The organism is Streptacidiphilus pinicola (genome assembly GCF_003258295.1).
Lineage (GTDB): Bacteria > Actinomycetota > Actinomycetes > Streptomycetales > Streptomycetaceae > Streptacidiphilus > Streptacidiphilus pinicola.
In genome coordinates this window covers 1-16,339 of sequence record NZ_QKYN01000048.1, presented here as the reverse complement: position 1 = coordinate 16,339, position 16,339 = coordinate 1, and the positions used below count along the sequence as shown (strand labels likewise).

16 protein-coding genes and 1 pseudogene are annotated in these 16,339 nt (G+C 71.3%); 9 read left to right on the top strand and 8 right to left on the bottom strand.

What is annotated here, in order from left to right; all coding sequences use genetic code 11:
- The first annotated feature begins 254 nt into the window (after window positions 1-254).
- A complete protein-coding gene (locus DN069_RS13110; protein WP_111501125.1) occupies window positions 255-1,544 on the top strand; it encodes a glycosyltransferase 87 family protein in 1,290 nt (429 codons plus the stop codon).
- Here DN069_RS13110 and DN069_RS13105 read toward each other — a convergent pair.
- The 4 genes from DN069_RS13105 to DN069_RS13090 all read right to left on the bottom strand — a co-directional run bounded on the left by DN069_RS13105 (window position 1,474) and on the right by DN069_RS13090 (window position 5,305).
- On the bottom strand, window positions 1,474-1,722 hold the full coding sequence (locus DN069_RS13105; RefSeq protein WP_111501124.1) for a hypothetical protein: 249 nt from the start codon (window positions 1,720-1,722) through the stop codon (window positions 1,474-1,476). The two genes, DN069_RS13110 and DN069_RS13105, sit on opposite strands and share 71 nt — an antisense overlap.
- A 228-nt stretch (window positions 1,723-1,950) precedes the next feature.
- The gene (locus DN069_RS13100; protein WP_111501123.1) at window positions 1,951-2,280 is read right to left on the bottom strand and encodes a DUF3099 domain-containing protein; all 330 of its coding nucleotides are present in this window, start codon (window positions 2,278-2,280) and stop codon (window positions 1,951-1,953) included.
- Between the two features lie 119 nt (window positions 2,281-2,399).
- Window positions 2,400-3,809, bottom strand: coding sequence for a metallopeptidase TldD-related protein (locus DN069_RS13095; protein WP_111501122.1), 1,410 nt, complete (start codon window positions 3,807-3,809; stop codon window positions 2,400-2,402).
- A complete protein-coding gene (locus tag DN069_RS13090; RefSeq protein WP_111501121.1) occupies window positions 3,809-5,305 on the bottom strand; it encodes a TldD/PmbA family protein in 1,497 nt (498 codons plus the stop codon). Before DN069_RS13090 ends, DN069_RS13095 begins: the two co-directional genes overlap by 1 nt.
- Before the next feature lie 220 nt (window positions 5,306-5,525).
- On the opposite strand from DN069_RS13090, the gene fabG reads away from it, so the two are divergent.
- A complete protein-coding gene (fabG, locus tag DN069_RS13085) occupies window positions 5,526-6,230 on the top strand; it encodes a 3-oxoacyl-[acyl-carrier-protein] reductase (RefSeq protein ID WP_111501120.1) in 705 nt (234 codons plus the stop codon).
- Window positions 6,231-6,235: 5 nt separating this feature from the next.
- Window positions 6,236-7,006, top strand: a complete 771-nt coding sequence (fabI, locus tag DN069_RS13080; RefSeq protein ID WP_111501119.1) for an enoyl-ACP reductase FabI — start codon at window positions 6,236-6,238, stop codon at window positions 7,004-7,006.
- Window positions 7,007-7,058: 52 nt separating this feature from the next.
- On the opposite strand, the gene DN069_RS13075 is transcribed toward fabI, so the two are convergent.
- Both DN069_RS13075 and DN069_RS13070 read right to left on the bottom strand, forming a co-directional pair.
- Window positions 7,059-7,598, bottom strand: a complete 540-nt coding sequence (locus DN069_RS13075) for a hypothetical protein (protein ID WP_111501118.1) — start codon at window positions 7,596-7,598, stop codon at window positions 7,059-7,061.
- A 10-nt stretch (window positions 7,599-7,608) separates the two neighbouring features.
- Window positions 7,609-8,274 (bottom strand): FadR/GntR family transcriptional regulator, encoded by a 666-nt coding sequence (locus DN069_RS13070; RefSeq protein WP_111501117.1) that lies wholly within the window; start codon window positions 8,272-8,274, stop codon window positions 7,609-7,611.
- Between the two features lie 116 nt (window positions 8,275-8,390).
- On the opposite strand from DN069_RS13070, the gene DN069_RS13065 reads away from it, so the two are divergent.
- From DN069_RS13065 to DN069_RS13045, 6 genes are all read left to right on the top strand, one after another.
- A complete protein-coding gene (locus tag DN069_RS13065; RefSeq protein ID WP_111501116.1) occupies window positions 8,391-9,662 on the top strand; it encodes a CynX/NimT family MFS transporter in 1,272 nt (423 codons plus the stop codon).
- 17 nt (window positions 9,663-9,679) lie between these two features.
- Window positions 9,680-9,802 carry an SGM_5486 family transporter-associated protein gene (locus DN069_RS42375; protein WP_279387894.1) on the top strand — a complete coding sequence of 41 codons (123 nt, stop codon included), beginning with the start codon at window positions 9,680-9,682 and terminating at the stop codon, window positions 9,800-9,802.
- Between the two features lie 40 nt (window positions 9,803-9,842).
- Complete coding sequence (locus DN069_RS13060) at window positions 9,843-10,367, top strand: SixA phosphatase family protein (RefSeq protein WP_111501115.1); 525 nt, start codon at window positions 9,843-9,845, stop codon at window positions 10,365-10,367.
- A 204-nt stretch (window positions 10,368-10,571) separates the two neighbouring features.
- Window positions 10,572-11,906: an alpha/beta hydrolase-fold protein gene (locus tag DN069_RS13055; protein ID WP_111501114.1), complete on the top strand. Its 1,335-nt coding sequence runs from the start codon at window positions 10,572-10,574 to the stop codon at window positions 11,904-11,906.
- Window positions 11,903-14,518: a bifunctional lysylphosphatidylglycerol flippase/synthetase MprF gene (locus tag DN069_RS42370; protein WP_111501113.1), complete on the top strand. Its 2,616-nt coding sequence runs from the start codon at window positions 11,903-11,905 to the stop codon at window positions 14,516-14,518. The genes DN069_RS13055 and DN069_RS42370 overlap by 4 nt, the downstream gene beginning before the upstream one ends.
- Before the next feature lie 52 nt (window positions 14,519-14,570).
- Entirely contained in the window at window positions 14,571-15,446 is an 876-nt protein-coding gene (locus DN069_RS13045; protein ID WP_111501112.1) for an IS5 family transposase, read from the top strand.
- 9 nt (window positions 15,447-15,455) lie between these two features.
- Here the strand turns inward: DN069_RS13045 and DN069_RS41495 are convergent, their stop codons facing one another.
- Both DN069_RS41495 and DN069_RS13035 read right to left on the bottom strand, forming a co-directional pair.
- Window positions 15,456-15,752, bottom strand: coding sequence for a hypothetical protein (locus tag DN069_RS41495; RefSeq protein WP_243639161.1), 297 nt, complete (start codon window positions 15,750-15,752; stop codon window positions 15,456-15,458).
- A gap of 466 nt (window positions 15,753-16,218) precedes the next feature.
- Window positions 16,219-16,339: pseudogene (locus DN069_RS13035) on the bottom strand (IS5/IS1182 family transposase); the annotation flags it as partial.

Below are 16,339 nucleotides of genomic sequence, written 5' to 3'. Positions count from 1 at the left end.
CGGGGCTGACCCTGCGTGGGATGGGGGCACCTCCCGGCCGAAGGCTGGGGGATTGTCGCGCAGTTCCCCGCGCCCCTCGCGCATTGCAGCTTCAGGCGGGAGCGAATCCGACGCCGGTCGCGCCCGCGCGGCAGAGCCGCAGATCGATGGAGCCCTGCGCCCCCTAACGTGCTGCAAGTGAACGATCGTGCGATTGCCTGAAAGGCTGAGGGCATAGAGTGGCACGTGCCATTCGAGCCCAGGGGGAAGCCCGCATGTCGCAGGAGAGCCGGGGTGCCGGACTGGTCAGGTTGCCGGTGCGTCATCCGGCGGGCGGGGTGGCCGTGGTGTTCGGCGTCGTCGCCGTCGTGGGGTGGGCGTTCGGGTGGCCGATGGGGTTCGACGACGCCGTGTACCGGGCCGGGGCGTGGGCCGTGCTGCACGGCAAGCCGTTGTACGAGCCGCTGTCGACCCTGCCCGACTGGTCGCAGGTGCGGCAGTTGCCCTTCACGTATCCACCCGTCGCGGCGCTCCTGTTCACGCCGCTGACGCTGCTTCCGCTCCAGCTCGCCTGGGGCGCGATGGCCGTGGCGTCCACCTTCGCGCTCGCGTTCGTCGTGCGGACCGGGGCGGTGGGGGCTCGGGCCGCCTGGACGCCCGCGGCGACAGCCGCGCTGTTGGGCGCGTTCGTGCTGGAGCCGGTGTGGCGGTCGTTCTCGCTCGGGCAGGTGAACCTCCTGCTCCTGGCGCTCGTCCTCGCGGACGCGCTCCTGCTGCCGCGCACACGCTTCGGCGGGACGCTGATCGGGCTGGCCGCGGCCGTCAAACTGACACCGCTGATCTTCGTCGCGTACCTGCTGGTCACCGGACGACGCGCGGACGCCGCCCGCGCCCTCGGGACGTTCTTCGTGCTCAACCTGCTGGGCGCGCTCCTGCTGCCGACCGACACCGTCGACTACCTGACCGGCGGCATGCTCGGCGGGGACGACGCGACCGGGAACGCCTGGGGCGGCAACCAGTCCCTGAACGGGGTGCTGCAGCGGCTCACCGGGCAGGCGAGCTGGGCCTTCACGCTCGCTGCCGTCGGGGCCGCCGTCTGCGTGGTGGTGGCGCTGCTGCTGGCGCGCCGGCTGCACCGGCGCGGGCAGGCGCTGGCGGCGGTGCTGGTCACGGCCTGCGCCGGGGCGCTGGCCAGCCCCATATCGTGGAGTCACCACTGGGTCTTCGTGGTGCCCTTGGCTGCCCTGCTGGTCGGTCAGGTGGGGCGGTCGTCGGCCCGCGAGCCGCGCCTGCTGCTGGGGGCGCTGGTCGTGGTCTTCAGCGGCTGGTCGCTCTTCGTCGTGCCCATCGGCCACGGCCGCGAACTGCACTGGAACCCGCTGCAGACGCTGCTGGGGGACGCCTACGTGGTCACCGGAGTGGGCGTGCTGGCGCTGCTGGCCTGGCGGCTGCTGCGGCCGGGTGGCCGGGTCGAGAGCGTGCCGCCCGTGCCGGTCAGCCTGCCTGGGCCTCGCCCTTCCGAGATTCGGCAGCCTGCCAGTCGGTCAGCGTCACGACGTCCTTGAGGAAGTCGCGCAGGTCGAGGAACTGGGCCAGGTGGTCCTTGTGCTCGTCGCAGGCGAGCCAGGTCTTGCGGCGGTCGGGGGTGTGCAGCTTGGGGTTGTTCCAGGCCAGCACCCACACGGCGGCGGCGCGGCAGCCCTTGGCCGAACAGACGGGCTGATCTGCGGTGTTGGAGCTCATGGCTCCACCCTACTTGCGCACCGGTCCGCAGCGGCGGCCGGGCAAAGGCGATGCCGGGCAGCCACGGGGGGAGCCGCCCGGCATCGGTCCGTCGCTCCGACGGGGGATGCGGAGCGCGTCAGCAGTATGGCACGAAGGCATGTGCCATTGGCCAGTGATCCCAGCAAACAAATTCGCTCAGGGGCCGCGACGCGAGCCAAGCTCAAGTCCCGCTGTCAGGACTGCGCATCAGGCGTGCGCGTCGCTGCTCGACTCCCCGTCGGAACTGCCGCTGCCCAGCGCGGGCGGTGGGCGGAAGTCGACGGAGAAGGACTCGGGCGCCCTCGGCGCTCCCTCGCGGCCGGCGTTGGCGAAGACGACGGCGAAGTAGGGAATGATCGTGCCGCCGACCAGCGCGACGATCGCCGCGATCCGCGACTCCTGCCAGAGCACGACGGCGAGTATCACGCAGACCGTGCGGACCAGCATGGAGAACATGTAGCGCCGCTGCCGGCCGCGCACGTCCTCGGTCAGGCCCGTGCGTGCGCCGGTGATCCGGATCGCCTTCGCCTTGGTCATCCCGCTGCACCGCCCCTTGTCACTGCTCGGAGCTTCTCCGGCCTTTCCACCGTACGCCGCGGGCGCCCGCCCGAGGAGAGGGGGGTGCCCGCGACATGCCGGAACGGTCCGCCGGGGGGCTAGGACGCCTGGCTAACCGAGCTCATGTGGAAGTCCGCCACCCGCACCGGCGGCATCGCGGCGCGGGTGAACCAGTCACCCCACTCGCGCGGCAGGCAGCGCTCGGTACGGCCGATCTCGGTGATCCGGCCGAGCAGGTCGACGGGGGACTCGTTGAACCGGAAGTTGTTCACCGCGCCCTTCACCTCGCCGTTCTCGACCAGGTAGACACCGTCCCGGGTGAGGCCGGTCAACAGCAGGGTCGCCGGATCCACCTCGCGGATGTACCAGAGGCAGGTCAGCAGCAGGCCACGCTCGGTCCGGGCGACCATCTCGTCCAGCGTCGCGCCGTGCTCCGGCTCGGCGCCCTCGAAGACCAGGTTGTCGATCGAGGGGCGGACCGGGAGCCCGGTCAGGCCCGCCGAGTGACGCGTGGTCAGCAGGTTGGTCAGCTCGCCGCCACGGATCCAGTCCGTCGGGGCCAGCGGCAGGCCGTTGTCGAAGACGGAGCTGTCGCCGCCGGAGGCGTGCGCCACCACGAAGGGTGAGGCCTCCAGGCCGGCCCGGGCCGGGTCGCTGCGCAGCGTCAGCGGCAGCTGCGCCAGCCTCTCGCCGACGCGGGTCCGGCCACCCGGCTTGGAGAAGACCGTGCGGCCCTCCTTGGCGTCACGGCCGCCCGCCGACCAGGTCATGTAGATCATCAGGTCGGCCAGCGCGGACGGCGGCAGCAGCGTCTCGTAGCGGCCCGCCGGCAGCTCGACCTTGCGCTCCGCCCAGGCCAGGCGCTGGGTGAGCTGCGCCTCCAGGGCCTCCACGTCCACGTCGCGGAAGTCGCGGGTGGCGGCGCCCGCCCAGGCGGAGGCGGAGAGGTCGGCGGTCTTGGCGTTCAGTTCCAGGGTGCCGGTGGGCTGGTCGTGCCGGAGCCGGACGCCGGTCGAGGTGCCCAGGTAGGTCGAGGTGACCATGTGGTTGGCGAAGCCGTAGAGCAGCCGGCCGCTCTTGCGGGCCCGCGCGAGGGCCTCGCCGAGCGCGGGGGCGAACGCGGCGTAGACCTCCGCGGTGGTCTCGTCCGGGGCCGCGGTGAAGTCGGCGGACGCGGGCCCGGTCGGCGCCAGCAGCGGCTGCGCGTCCTCCGCCGGACCCGCCGCCCGCGCGGCGGCCTCGGCGGCGCGGACCAGCGCCTCCAGGTCGTCCCCGGTGACGGCCTCGCGGGAGACCACGCCGGAGGCGGTGCCCTCCTGGCCGTCGACGGTGGCGACGACGGTGAGCGTCCGGCCGCGGGTGACGCCGTTGGTGGTCAGGCTGTTGCCCGCCCAGCGCAGGTTCGCGCTCGACTCCTCGTCGGCGATGACCACGCAGCCGTCGGCGCGGGACAGCTCCAGCGCGCGCTCGACCAGCTCGTGCGGCTTGACGGAGTTCTGTGCGGTCATCAGCGACCCGCCTCCTGCTGGGTGTTGAGCACGTTGACGGAGCGGAACAGCGCCGAGGGGCAGCCGTGCGAGACGGCCGCGACCTGGCCCGGCTGGGCCTTGCCGCAGTTGAACGCGCCGCCCAGCACGTAGGTCTGCGGGCCGCCGACGGCCTCCATGGAGCCCCAGAAGTCCGTGGTGGTGGCCTGGTAGGCGACGTCCTTGACCTGCCCGGCCAGCTTGCCGCCGCGGATCCGGTAGAAGCGCTGCCCGGTGAACTGGAAGTTGTAGCGCTGCATGTCGATCGACCAGGAGCGGTCGCCGACGATGTAGAGGCCGTCCTCGACGCCCGCGATCAGCCCGGCGGTGTCCGGGCCGCCGGCGGCCGGCTGGAGGGAGACGTTGGCCATCCGCTGCACCGGCACGTGTGCGGGGGAGTCGGCGAAGGCGCAGCCGTTGGAGCGGCCGAAGCCCTTCATCAGCGCCATCCGGCGGTCCAGCTGGTAGCCGACCAGGGTGCCGTCCTTGACCAGGTCCCACGCCTGGGTCCGCACGCCCTCGTCGTCGTAGCCGATGGTCGCCAGGCCGTGATCGACCGTGCGGTCGCCGGTGACGTGCATCAGGTCCGAGCCGTAGCGCAGCGAGCCGAGCTTGTCGAAGGTGGCGAAGGAGGTGCCCGCGTAGGCGGCCTCGTAGCCGAGCGCCCGGTCCAGCTCGGTGGCGTGGCCGATCGACTCGTGGATGGTCAGCCACAGGTTGGACGGGTCGACCACCAGGTCGTAGCGGCCCGCCTCGACGCTCGGGGCCTTCATCTTCTCGGCCAGCAGCTCGGGCAGTTCGGCCAGCTCCGCGTCCCAGTCCCAGCCGGTGCCGCGCAGGTACTCGAAGCCGCGGCCGACCGGCGGGGCCAGGGTGCGCATCGAGTCGAAGGCGCCGGACGCCTCGTCGACGGAGACGGCCTCCAGCTCCGGGTGCAGCCGCACGCGCTGCTGCGTGGTGGTGGTGCCCGCGGTGTCCGCGTAGAACTTGTTCTCCTGCACGGCGAGCAGCTTCGCCGTCACGTGCGAGACGCCCTGGGCGTCCAGCAGCCGCCGGCTCCAGTCCGCCAGCAGCGCGGACTTCTCCGCGTCCGGCACGTCGAACGGGTTCTCCTCGTACGAGGACACCCAGCTGACGTCGCCGTAGGACGGCTCGTCGGCCAGCTCGACGACCTCCTCGCTGAGCCCGCCGGACAGCCTGGCGACGGCGACGGCCTGGTCCGCGACCCGGGCCACCGCCTCCGGCGTCAGGTCCACGCCCGCGGCGAAGCCCCAGGCGCCGTCGACGACCACGCGCACGGCGTAGCCCAGTTGCAGCGAGTCCGAGCCGCCGGCCGGGCGCGCGTCGCGCAGCCGCAGCGAGGCGCTGCGCACCCGCTCCAGGCGGAAGTCGGCGTGGCTCACGCCGAGCGCACGCGCCCGGCTGAGCGCGGCGTCGGCCAGCGGCCGCAGCGGCAGGGCGAGGAAGGATTCGTCCATACCTGGCGATGTCCGCGACATCGGTCTCCTCTGAGGGATCGAGGGTCAAGGAATTGCTGGTACGCATCCTGCCCCCAACCGCACCCCCGGCACGTGCGACTGTCAGAAGCCGACAGATACCCGTACCCGGCGCTGTGGAGGGTCGATTCGCCCGCGCCCTCCGCGAGCGGATAGCGTCGCCCTAGTCCGCGAGATCGCTGCACGTGAGAGAGGTATGCCAGTGAGCCGGTCGGTTCTGGTCACCGGAGGCAACCGGGGCATCGGCCTCGCCATCGCCCGCGCCTTCGCCGAGGCCGGCGACAAGGTCGCCGTCACCTACCGCTCCGGCGAGCCGCCGGAGGGTCTGCTGGGCGTCAAGTGCGACATCACCGACTCCGAGCAGGTCGATCTGGCCTTCAAGGAGATCGAGGCCGCGCACGGCCCGGTCGAGGTGCTGGTCGCCAACGCCGGCATCACCCGCGACACCCTGCTGCTGCGCATGTCGGAGGAGGACTTCACCTCCGTCCTCGACACCAACCTCACCGGCACCTTCCGCGTCGTCAAGCGCGCGAGCAAGGCCATGCTGCGCGCGCGCAAGGGCCGCGTCGTGCTGATCTCCTCGGTCGTCGGCCTGCTGGGCTCCGCCGGCCAGGCCAACTACGCCGCCTCCAAGGCCGGCCTGGTGGGCTTCGCCCGCTCGCTGGCGCGTGAGCTGGGCTCGCGCAACATCACGATCAACGTCGTCGCCCCCGGTTTCGTCGACACCGACATGACCGCCGTGCTGAGCGACGACCGCCGCGCCGAGATCGTCTCGCAGGTCCCGCTGGGCCGCTATGCCTCCACGGCCGAGATCGCCTCGGCCGTCCGCTTCCTCTCCTCGGACGAGGCCGCGTACATCACCGGAGCCGTCATCCCCGTGGACGGCGGATTGGGAATGGGTCACTGATCACCATGAGTGGAATCCTCGACGGCAAGCGCATTCTGATCACCGGCGTGCTGATGGAGTCCTCCATCGCGTTCCACGCCGCCCGCCTGGCTCAGGAGCAGGGTGCCGAGATCATCCTGACCGCGTTCCCGCGCCCCACCCTGACCGAGCGCATCGCCAAGAAGCTGCCGAAGCCGGTCAAGGTCCTCGAGCTGGACGTCTCCAACAACGAGCAGCTGGCCGGCCTGGCCGAGCAGGTCCGCGCCGAGCTCGGCGACCGCCTGGACGGCATCGTCCACTCCATCGGCTTCGCCCCGCAGGACGCCCTGGGCGGCAACTTCCTCAACACGCCGTGGGAGTCCGTCGCCACCGCGATGCAGGTCTCGGCGTTCTCGCTGAAGTCGCTGACCACGGCGCTGCTCCCGCTGATGACCGAGGGCGGCTCGGTGGTCGGCCTGACCTTCGACGCGCAGGTCGCCTGGCCGCAGTACGACTGGATGGGCCCGGCGAAGGCCGCCCTGGAGGCGACCTCGCGCTACCTGGCCAAGGAGCTGGGCAAGCAGGACATCCGCTGCAACCTGATCTCGGCGGGCCCGCTCGGCTCGATGGCCGCGAAGTCCATCCCCGGCTTCGGCGACCTGGCCAAGACCTGGGACACCCGCTCCCCGATGAACTGGGACATGTCCGACCCGGAGCCGGCCGGCCGCGGCATCGTCGCGCTGCTCTCGGACTGGTTCCCGAAGACCACCGGCGAGATCATCCACGTCGACGGCGGCCTCCACGCCATCGGCGCGTAACACTCCACCCGAACGGGGCGCGGGAGCTGCGGCTCCCGCGCCCCGTTCGGGTTCATCTCGCGCCGGTGTAGAGCAGCGCGAGCAGCCTGCCGCTTCCGTCGCGGCACTCGCGACGCACTGACACCTCGTGGAGCACCTCGAAGGCCAGGACGTTGGCACCCGTCTCCGGGTCGACGACGGCGTTCACCCAGGCCACGTCCGACTCCGTGAGCTCCTCCTCGACGTGCGCCACGAGGGCGTCCAGATCGGCGTCATCCATGGTGGTGGAGTCCCAGAGAAAGCCGAGATCCGGGCCGAGGTAGTCGTCGGCCACGGGCTCGCCGAAGCCCGCCGCCGCGATCACCCCGGGTTCGTCCAGCGGTATCAGCAGCATGGTGACGAGCGCCGACCCGGCGTGCCGGACCGCGCCGATGTGCACCGGGTGCCTCCCGGGCGGCACGTCCGCGGACTCCGACCACTCCTCCGGCTCGGGGTTGCTGAAGACCACGCTCCCGGACACGGTCAGGCTGCCGGCGTGGTGGAACTCCTCGGGGCGGTCCCCCTGCGGGATGTGGGCGTCCGCCAACTGCCGCAGCAGCGTCTCGATCTCCATGTGCGCCGCGTCAACTCCTGCACATCTGCAGTGCGTTCGCCGCCTCCGCGGCCGCGCCCTCGCCGTCGCCACCGCGGATGGCGTCGAGGATGCCGTTGTGGCTCACGTAGCGGTGCTCCTGCAGTACGGGACCGACGGTGTCCCGCAGCTCCTCGCGCAGCACCTCGCCGAGGTCGGCGTAGAGGTCCGAGAGCACGCGGTTGTGCGAAGCGGCCATGACCGCCTGGTGGAACGCGGCGTCGTTGAGGACGAAGGCCTCCGCGTCGCCCGAGCTCCACGCCTCCTCGCGGCGCTGCAGCGCCGTCTCCAGCAGGCGCAGGTCCTGCGCGGTGCGGCGGGTGGCCGCCAGCCGGGCGGCCGCGGCCTCCAGGGCCATGCGGAGCTCGGTCACCTCGGACTTCTCCGCCTCGGCGAAGCGGCGGTGCATGACGCCCGCGAGCTCGCTGGTGGCCAGCACGTACGTGCCGGAGCCCTGGCGGATGTCGAGCAGCCCGTTGTGGGCGAGGGCCCGCACCGCCTCGCGGACGGTGTTGCGGGCGACGCCGAGCCGCTCCACCAGCTCGGCCTCGGTCGGGATGCGGGAGCCGACCGGCCACTCGCCAGAGGTGATCTGGGCGCGGAGCTGCGCGATCACCTGATCGGCCAGCGGCTCGCGCCGGGGCGTCGTGAGGGCCATGTCACTCTTGATCCGTTCGTGGTCCGTGTGGTCGTGGATGTGTGGAACATCATCCCGCTCCGACCGGAGCGGAGAAAGCGTTCCCGGAATTCATCCCATGATTGTATGATCCCCTCATGCCTGCCGATTCGTCCACCGCCCTGTCCCCCGAGAAGACGTCCACCCCCCTCACCTCCACCGCGCGCGCCACCGCTCCGACGCCGGGCGCCAAGGTCCGCGCCCGTTGGCTGCTGGCGCTCGCCCTCGCCGTCGCCGCGTTCAACCTGCGGCCCGCGGTGGCCGCGCTCGGCCCGCAGCTGGAGCAGGTGCGCACCAGCCTGCACATGAACGCGGGCGTCGCCGGTCTGCTGACCGCGCTGCCCTCGCTCTGCTTCGCCCTGGTGGGCCTGCTCGCGCCGCGGCTCGCGCGCCGGCTCGGTCCGGCGGTGACCGTCTGCCTCGGCATGGGCGCGATCACCCTCGGCATCGCGGCCCGCTCGTTCGCGCCCGACAGCGCGGCCTTCCTGCTGCTCAGCGCGTTCGCCCTGGCAGGCATCGCGGTGTCCAACGTGCTGATGCCGGTGCTGGTCAAGCGGTACTTCCCGGACCGGATCGGCCCGGTCACCGGGCTCTACTCGATGTCCCTCGCGCTCGGCACCTCCGTGGCGGCCGGCGTCGCGGTCCCGCTGACCACCGCCCTCGGCGGCGGCTGGCGGGTCGGCCTCGGCGTCTGGTCGGCGGCCGGTGCCCTGGCGCTGCTGCTCTGGCTGGTCCAGGCGACGATGCTGGGCCGCGACGGCGCGGGCACGCCGGGCGGCCACACGCCGCGGATCCGGATCACCCGCAGTCCCACCGCCTGGCTGCTCGGCGTCTTCTTCGGCCTGCAGGCCACCGCCGCCTACGCCACGATGGGCTGGCTGCCGCAGATCTTCCAGGACGCCGGCATCTCCGCCACCCAGTCCGGCCTGCTGCTCGCGGTGACCATGGCCGTGGGCGCGCCGCTCTCCTTCGTGATCCCCTCGCTCGCCGCGCGCCTGCCGCACCAGGGCCCCGTCGCGGCCGTGCTCGCCGCCTGCGGCCTCGCCTCCTACGCCGGCCTGGCCTTCGCTCCGGCGGCCGCGCCGTGGGCGTGGGCGCTGCTGCTGGGCGTGGCGAACTGCGCCTTCCCGCTGGTGCTGACCATGATCGGCCTGCGGTCGCGCACCTCCGAGGGCGTCGCCAAGCTGTCGGCCTTCGTGCAGGGCGTCGGGTACCTGATCTCCGTCCCCGGCCCGGTCCTGATCGGCGTGCTGTACCAGCGCGAGCACGGCTGGTCCGGCCCGCTGGCGCTGCTCGCCGCTCTGATGGCGGTCCAGCTGGTGCTGGGTCTGCGCGCCGGGCGACCCCGGCAGATCGAGGACGAGGTGTGAGTGGCAGACTCGACCCCATGCCAGTTCTCGAACCGAACCCGACCGGCGGCAACAAGAAGCTGCTCCAGATGTTCGCGCTGATCGGCGCGATCCTCGTGGCCATCGCGATCGTCGCGACGATCGCAGCCAACCTCGGGTGAGCTCCTGCCGGTTCGTCCTGATTCTGGGAAGCTGACAGGCATGAGCGTCGACACGACCCGCACGATCATCGTCCTCCGGCACGCCAAGGCCGACTGGCCCGGCGTGCCCGACCACGAGCGGCCGCTGGCCGACCGCGGCCGCAAGGACGCCGCGAACGCCGGCCAGTGGCTGGCGGTAGCCGACATCCTCCCCGAACTGACCCTCTGCTCGACCGCTACGCGGACCCGTGAGACCTGGAAGCTCTTCGCCCACGAGCTGCCGGAGCGCCCGCGCACCGTCTACGACGACCGCCTGTACGAGGCTGCGCCCGGCCTGCTGATCGAGGTCCTGCAGGAGCTGCCGGAGGACGTCCGCACGGTCCTGCTGGTCGGCCACAACCCCGGCGTGCAGGGCCTGGCGGAGATCCTCTCCGGCGAGTTCGACGACGACTCCCTGCCCCGCCTGCGCGCCTCCGGCTTCCCGGCCGCCGCGGTCGCGGTCATCGACGTCCCCGGCCCCTGGAAAACCCTCGAACCGGGCCTCGGCCGCCTCCGCGCGTTCCACGCGCCGGTCGAGGTGGACTGAGTCACTCCGTTGCACTACCTGTGGGGCGCGAGGCTTCGCCGATCGGCGGATCCGCCGCGCGGGCGCGAGTCGGTCACAGCTGTTCCCGCAGGTAGCTGCAGCACCCCAGGGACGTAGTGCAACTGGCCCAAGATCGACATGCGTGCGCAGGTGATCTCCCTTGGAATCTCCCCGAGGGACTGATCACTGAGAGGGGCGCCGCCGATGTCGTTCCGGGCCGTGCGGAGGGTTGCGCAGCTCGCGGGGCCGGGTGACTGGTCGCTGCTGTCGGGGTGGCTGCCCACGCTGCTCACGGTGCTGGGGATCGCCTCGCTGGCGTGGCTGCTGGTGGCGCGCCGGCGCAGCTGGTGGATCCGGTGGCTGCCGATCGTGCTGGTGCTGGCCGCCGGGTTCGCCTACCTGATCACGGTCTGGGTCGACGACTGGTGGCAGCCGTTCCCGGACGGGCTGCCGACCACCTCGGCGGTCTGGATCGGCGTCTGCGTCCTCGCAGTCCTGCTCTTCCTGTTCCGGCTGCCGTTCCTGCGCTGGCGCGGTCGGATCCTCGCACTGGTCGCCTGCCTGCTGGTGGTGGCCTTCGCCGGGAACAAGGTGAACCAGGAGTTCCAGCAGTACCCGACTCTCAGCACGCTGCCCGGCCCCTGGCAGACCCAGCCCGCCGAGCTCGCCATCGGCGACAAGGAGCCGATGCTGAAGGTGCCGGCCGGCAAGACCGTCGCCGAGGTCTGGCACAAGCCGGCCGGCCTGCCGGACAAGGGCGCGCTGGCGACGGCGAAGATCCCCGGGACCGCGTCGGGCTTCACCGCCCGCGACGCGATCATCTGGCTGCCGCCCGCCTACAAGGCCAAGGAGCGCCCGCCGCTGCCGGTGGTGGTCCTGATGCCGGGCGAGCCGGGCAGCCCCGAGGACTGGGTCGGGGCGGGGCAGTTGGAGACCACGATGAACAACTTCGCGGCCGGCCACCAGGGCCTGGCCCCGGTCGTCGTGGTCGTGGACCCACTCGGTGGACTGACCAACAACACCCTCTGCATGGACTCCCACATCGCCAAGGCCCAGACGTACCTGGCCAAGGACGTGCCCGGCTGGATCGCGAAGAACCTCCAGGTGGCCACCGGCCGCAAGGCGATGACCGCCGCGGGGCTCTCCTTCGGCGGCACCTGCTCGCTCCAACTGGCCGTCAACGCGCCCGGCGTCTACGGCTCGTTCCTGGACATGTCGGGACAGGACGAGCCGACGCTGGGCAGCCACAGCAAGACCGTCAACGACGCGTTCGGCGGAAACGAGGCGGCCTTCGACGCCGTCAACCCGCTGAGCGTGATGGCGCACAAGAAGTTCCCGGACACCGCCGGGGTGCTGCTGGCCGGCACGGACGACCACGACTACGGGCCGCAGCAGCAGAAGGTCTTCACCGCGTCCCAGGCCGCGGGGATGAACGTGGTCTTCGTGCACGTCCCGGGCGGCCACGACTGGGGGGTGTGGAAGACCGGCCTCGAACGCGAGATGCCCTGGATCGCCAAGCAGGACGGACTGATCTCATGACATCGTCCGCGCAGAGCACCGCGGTCACCGAGGAGACGCCCGCCGCCCGGCCCGGGCGTCTGCACCGGCTCGGCGAGAACCTCGGGCGCTGGCTGGCGGCGACCGCCGTCGTCCCGCGGCTGCTGGCGAAGGCGCCACTGACGGTGACGTTCCTGGCGGCGTTCTGGGTGCTCGGCATCGTCACCCGCAGCGTCCTGCACGGACCGTCCGACTCACTGCTGCGGCATGTCGGCGTCGGCACCTCCAGTGTGACCGCGGGCAAGTGGTGGACCCTGTTCAGCTACGGCCTGTGGGCGGACGGGCTGAAGCCCTACATCGTCACCAGCCTGCTCGCGCTCGCCACGCTGCTTCCGGCGGAACGCCGCCTGGGACCGCTGAGGACGGGAGCGTTCTTCCTCGCCTCCCAGGTGCTCGGCGCCCTGCTCGGCATCGCCGCCATCGAGGTCGGCGCGGTGGCGGGGGACCCGTGGCTCCAGGACTCGGTGAGCCACCTCTACGCCCATGTCTCGACCGGCCTCTCGGTCGGCGCGAGCGTGCCCCTGACCGGCGTCGGGTTGGCGCTGAGCGCGGCCCTGACGGCACTGTGGCGCCGTCGGACCCGGTTGCTGTTGCTCACCATGACGGTGCTCTTCCTCTTCTATGCCGGCGACGTGCTCGACATCGCGCGGGCGGGCGCGGCGTTCGTCGGCCTCGTCGGCGGCGCGGTCGTGGTGGGGCGGCGACGGTCGCTGCGGGGCGTGCGGCTGCGGCCCTCCTCCTATGCCGAGACCAGGGTGCTGGTCGCGCTCTTCGCGGCCACCTCCGCGCTGGGTCCGGCCATCAGCTGGTTCACCGACTCGGGGGCCGGCCCGCTGGCGATCTACCAGGAGCTGTTCGTTCCGCGCTACTTCGGGACGGAAGTGATCACCGACGCCTGCACCGGCGCGCGGGCGACACCGCGGGACTGCCTGACCGCGCGCGCGGACTACCTGCTCAACCACAGCCCGGCCGTGGTGACGCTGTTCGTGCCGCTGCTGATCCTGTTGGTGATCGCGGCCGGTCTGGCGCGCGGCCGGCGGATGGCGTGGTGGGCCGCGGTGGTCTTCGAGGTGCTGCTGTTCGCCGCGACCCTGCGGTACTTCCTGTTCACCCGCAGTGTCCTCGTCGCCCAGGATCCGAGCACGGTCACGCTGGTGACGGTGTACTCCATCGGGTTGCTCGTCGTCCCGATCGCGGTGCTGGCGGTACTCGTGGTGACCCGCCGTCACTTCCGGCTGCGCGCGGAGAAGGGCACCGCGCTGACCTTCTGGGCCATTGCCGTGCTGGCCTTCGTGCTCGTCGGCGCCGCCTACATCAAGTTCGGCTACGACGCCCGCAACGACTTCAGCCCCGTGCCGACCTTCCATCAGATGGTCACCGACTACCCCAAGCGGCTGCTGCCGGACAGCTATCTCGTCCTCTTCGGCACCAACGCGGCCTACGCCTTCGTCCCCGACGGCGGTTGGGCCAAGGCGCTGTACGAGCTGGCCGGGCCGGTGTTCTGGCTGGTCGTGCTCGGCGGACTCCTCGTCGCCTTCTGGCGGGCCGGCGCCGGGCACAAGGAGGACCACGCGGACGAGGCGGAGGCACTGCTGCTGCAGAACGGCGGTTCGCCCCTCTCCTACATGACGACCTGGCCGGGTAACGACTACTGGATCAGCGAGGACGGCCGCGCCGCTGTCGCCTACCGGGTGATCGGCAACATCGCGCTCACCATGGGCGACCCCTACGGCGAGCCGGACGCGGCCCGGGCGGGGGTGGCCGGGTTCAGCCGGTTCTGCGACGAGCAGGGCTGGTCACCGTGCTTCTACAGCGTCACCGGCGAGATCAAGCAGCGGTCGGACGGGCTGGGGTGGTCGGCGGTGCAGGTGGCCGAGGACACCCTGCTGCGGCTGCCGGACCTCGCGTTCACCGGCAAGAAGTGGCAGGACGTGCGCACCGCGCTGAACAAGGCCGGCAAGGCCGGCATCAGCGGCCACTGGTACACCTGGCCGACCGCGCCGCTGGCGGTGCAGGAGCAGGTGCGGTCGCTGTCGGAGGAGTGGGTCGCGGACAAGGGCCTGCCGGAGATGGGCTTCACTCTCGGCGGCCTGGACGAGCTCGACGACCCACGGGTACGGATCCTGGTCGCGCTGGACGAGGAGGGCAGCCTGCACGGCATCACCAGCTGGCTGCCCTGCTACCGCGAGGGGCAGCCGGTCGGCTGGACGCTGGACTTCATGCGGCGCAGCGGTGAGGGCTTCCGCGGCGTGATGGAGTTCCTGATCGCCACGGCGGCCCTGCAGTTCAAGGAGGAGGGCGCGGAGTTCCTCAGCCTGTCCGGCGCCCCGCTGGCCCGGATCGACCGCGGCGAGCAGGCGGTGCCGCTGCAGCGCGTCCTCGACATCGCCGGCAAGGCGCTGGAACCGGTCTACGGCTTCCGCTCGCTGCTGAACTTCAAGGCCAAGTTCCAGCCGGAGTACCACCCGCTCTACATGGCCTACCCGGACCCCGCCCAGCTGCCGGCCATCGGCACCGCGATCGGCAAGGCGTACCTGCCCCACACGACCCCGGCCCAGATGGTCCGGCTGAGCCGTCAGTTCACCGCCGCCTAGCGGCTAGGCCGTGTGTCGAAAGCGGATCTTGAGCGTTGGATGATCACAGTTCATGGCGCGGGGTGACCTCACGGATGAGCAGTGGGCAGTGCTGAAGCCGTTGTTGCCGACAGGGGCGAGGGCTGGGCGGCCGCCTGTGTGGTCGCGGCGGCAGCTGATCGACGGAATACGGTTCCGGGTCCGGACCGGCGTTCCGTGGCGGGACGTGCCCGTCGGGTACGGACCGTGGGGACGGATCTACGACCTGTTCCGGCGTTGGCAGCGGAACGGCACCTGGCACCGGATCCTCACTCGGCTGCAGTCCCTGGCCGACGCGAAGGGCGCGATCGTTTGGGACCTGAGCGTCGACTCCACCGTGTGCCGCGCCCATCAGCACGCAGCCGGAGCCCGCAAGCAGGGTGACCTGCAGAAGGAACCACCGGGCGGTGTCTTCACCGAGCCCACTGATCACGGACTGGGACGTTCGCGCGGCGGGTTCACCACCAAGCTGCACCTGGCCGTGGAGCAAGGTCAGAAGCCCATGTCGTTCGTGATCACGGCTGGGCAGCGCGGGGACTCACCACAGTTCGAACCGGTGCTGGAGAAGGTCCGCGTGCCTCGTATCGGACCAGGTCGGCCACGCAGCCGACCAGATCGAGTCCGCGCCGACAAGGCGTACGCCTCCCGCAAGAACCGCGCCTATCTGTACCGCCGCGGGATCCGCTGCACCATTCCGGACAAGGCCGACCAGGCGCGCAACCGTCAGAGGCTCGGGTCCCGCGGCGGCCGGCCGCCGTACTTCGACCCGGCCGACTATCGCGAGCGCCACGCGGTCGAGTGTGGGATCAACCGCCTCAAGAGGCACCGGGCGGTCGCCACGCGATACGACAAGCTCGCGGTCCGATACGAGGCGACCGTCGTCATCGCTGTCATCAACGAATGGCTGTGATCAGGGTCTTTAAGACTCATAGGGACCGCCCCGGAAGTACATCCCCGCGCGCGCTCGTGAGCGGTCACCGCGCTCGTGCGCGGCATCGGAGCGGTCGGCAGGGGCCGTCCGTTTGGCCAGTGCGCGCAGCGTCTCCAGACCAGCAAGGACCTCCGGGCGATTGTCCGCCCTTTTCATCCACGCCGGCAGGCGAGCGAACATCGACATCGTAGGCCGAACTCCGGCGCGCTCTCGCAATTGCGCACTGACGTAGGCGGCCAGCTCGTCGACGTGATCCTCGTTGTAGGCCCACAGGATTCGGCCCACGCAACGGGTCTGCAGCCACAGCGGCCGCCCGAAGAACGGATCCTCACTACCACCCAGCACTGCGCCAACCAGCCCGGCCCCCCGCACCTCAGGCTTCCAGTCGGCGACGGCACCGCATCCGTCACACGCCAGACGACGCGGCTGGAACAGGAGCTCGCTGGAGTATTTGGGAGCAGACAGGCCTGGCCGGGGGATCACGAGAGCGCGGCCCCCGCATCGCGAACAGACCACGAACATCCGACCCGCGAACCGAGCCAACCAACCCCCTGGGTCATAGTGACGAGCGGGATCAGTAGAGGGCTCGGAATCCATGACAGACACCATCGCAGGTTCGCGAGACGAGCGGCGACCGGATTCTCGACGAGCATGACCCAGGGCTCGCTACCAGCCACTTTCGATACACGGCCTAAAGGGTGTTGCACAATCCGGTGGGCGGGCAGGCTGGGGTGCGGTCTGAGCTGGGGTTTCATGTGGCGAGGGCGAGGTTGTGCATGTGGGCGACGGCTTGGACCGCGTGGTGGAGGCCGTCGCCGCGGACACGGCAGTCGCGCAGGATCTTGTAGGTCTTCATCCGGGCGCGCGCAGTC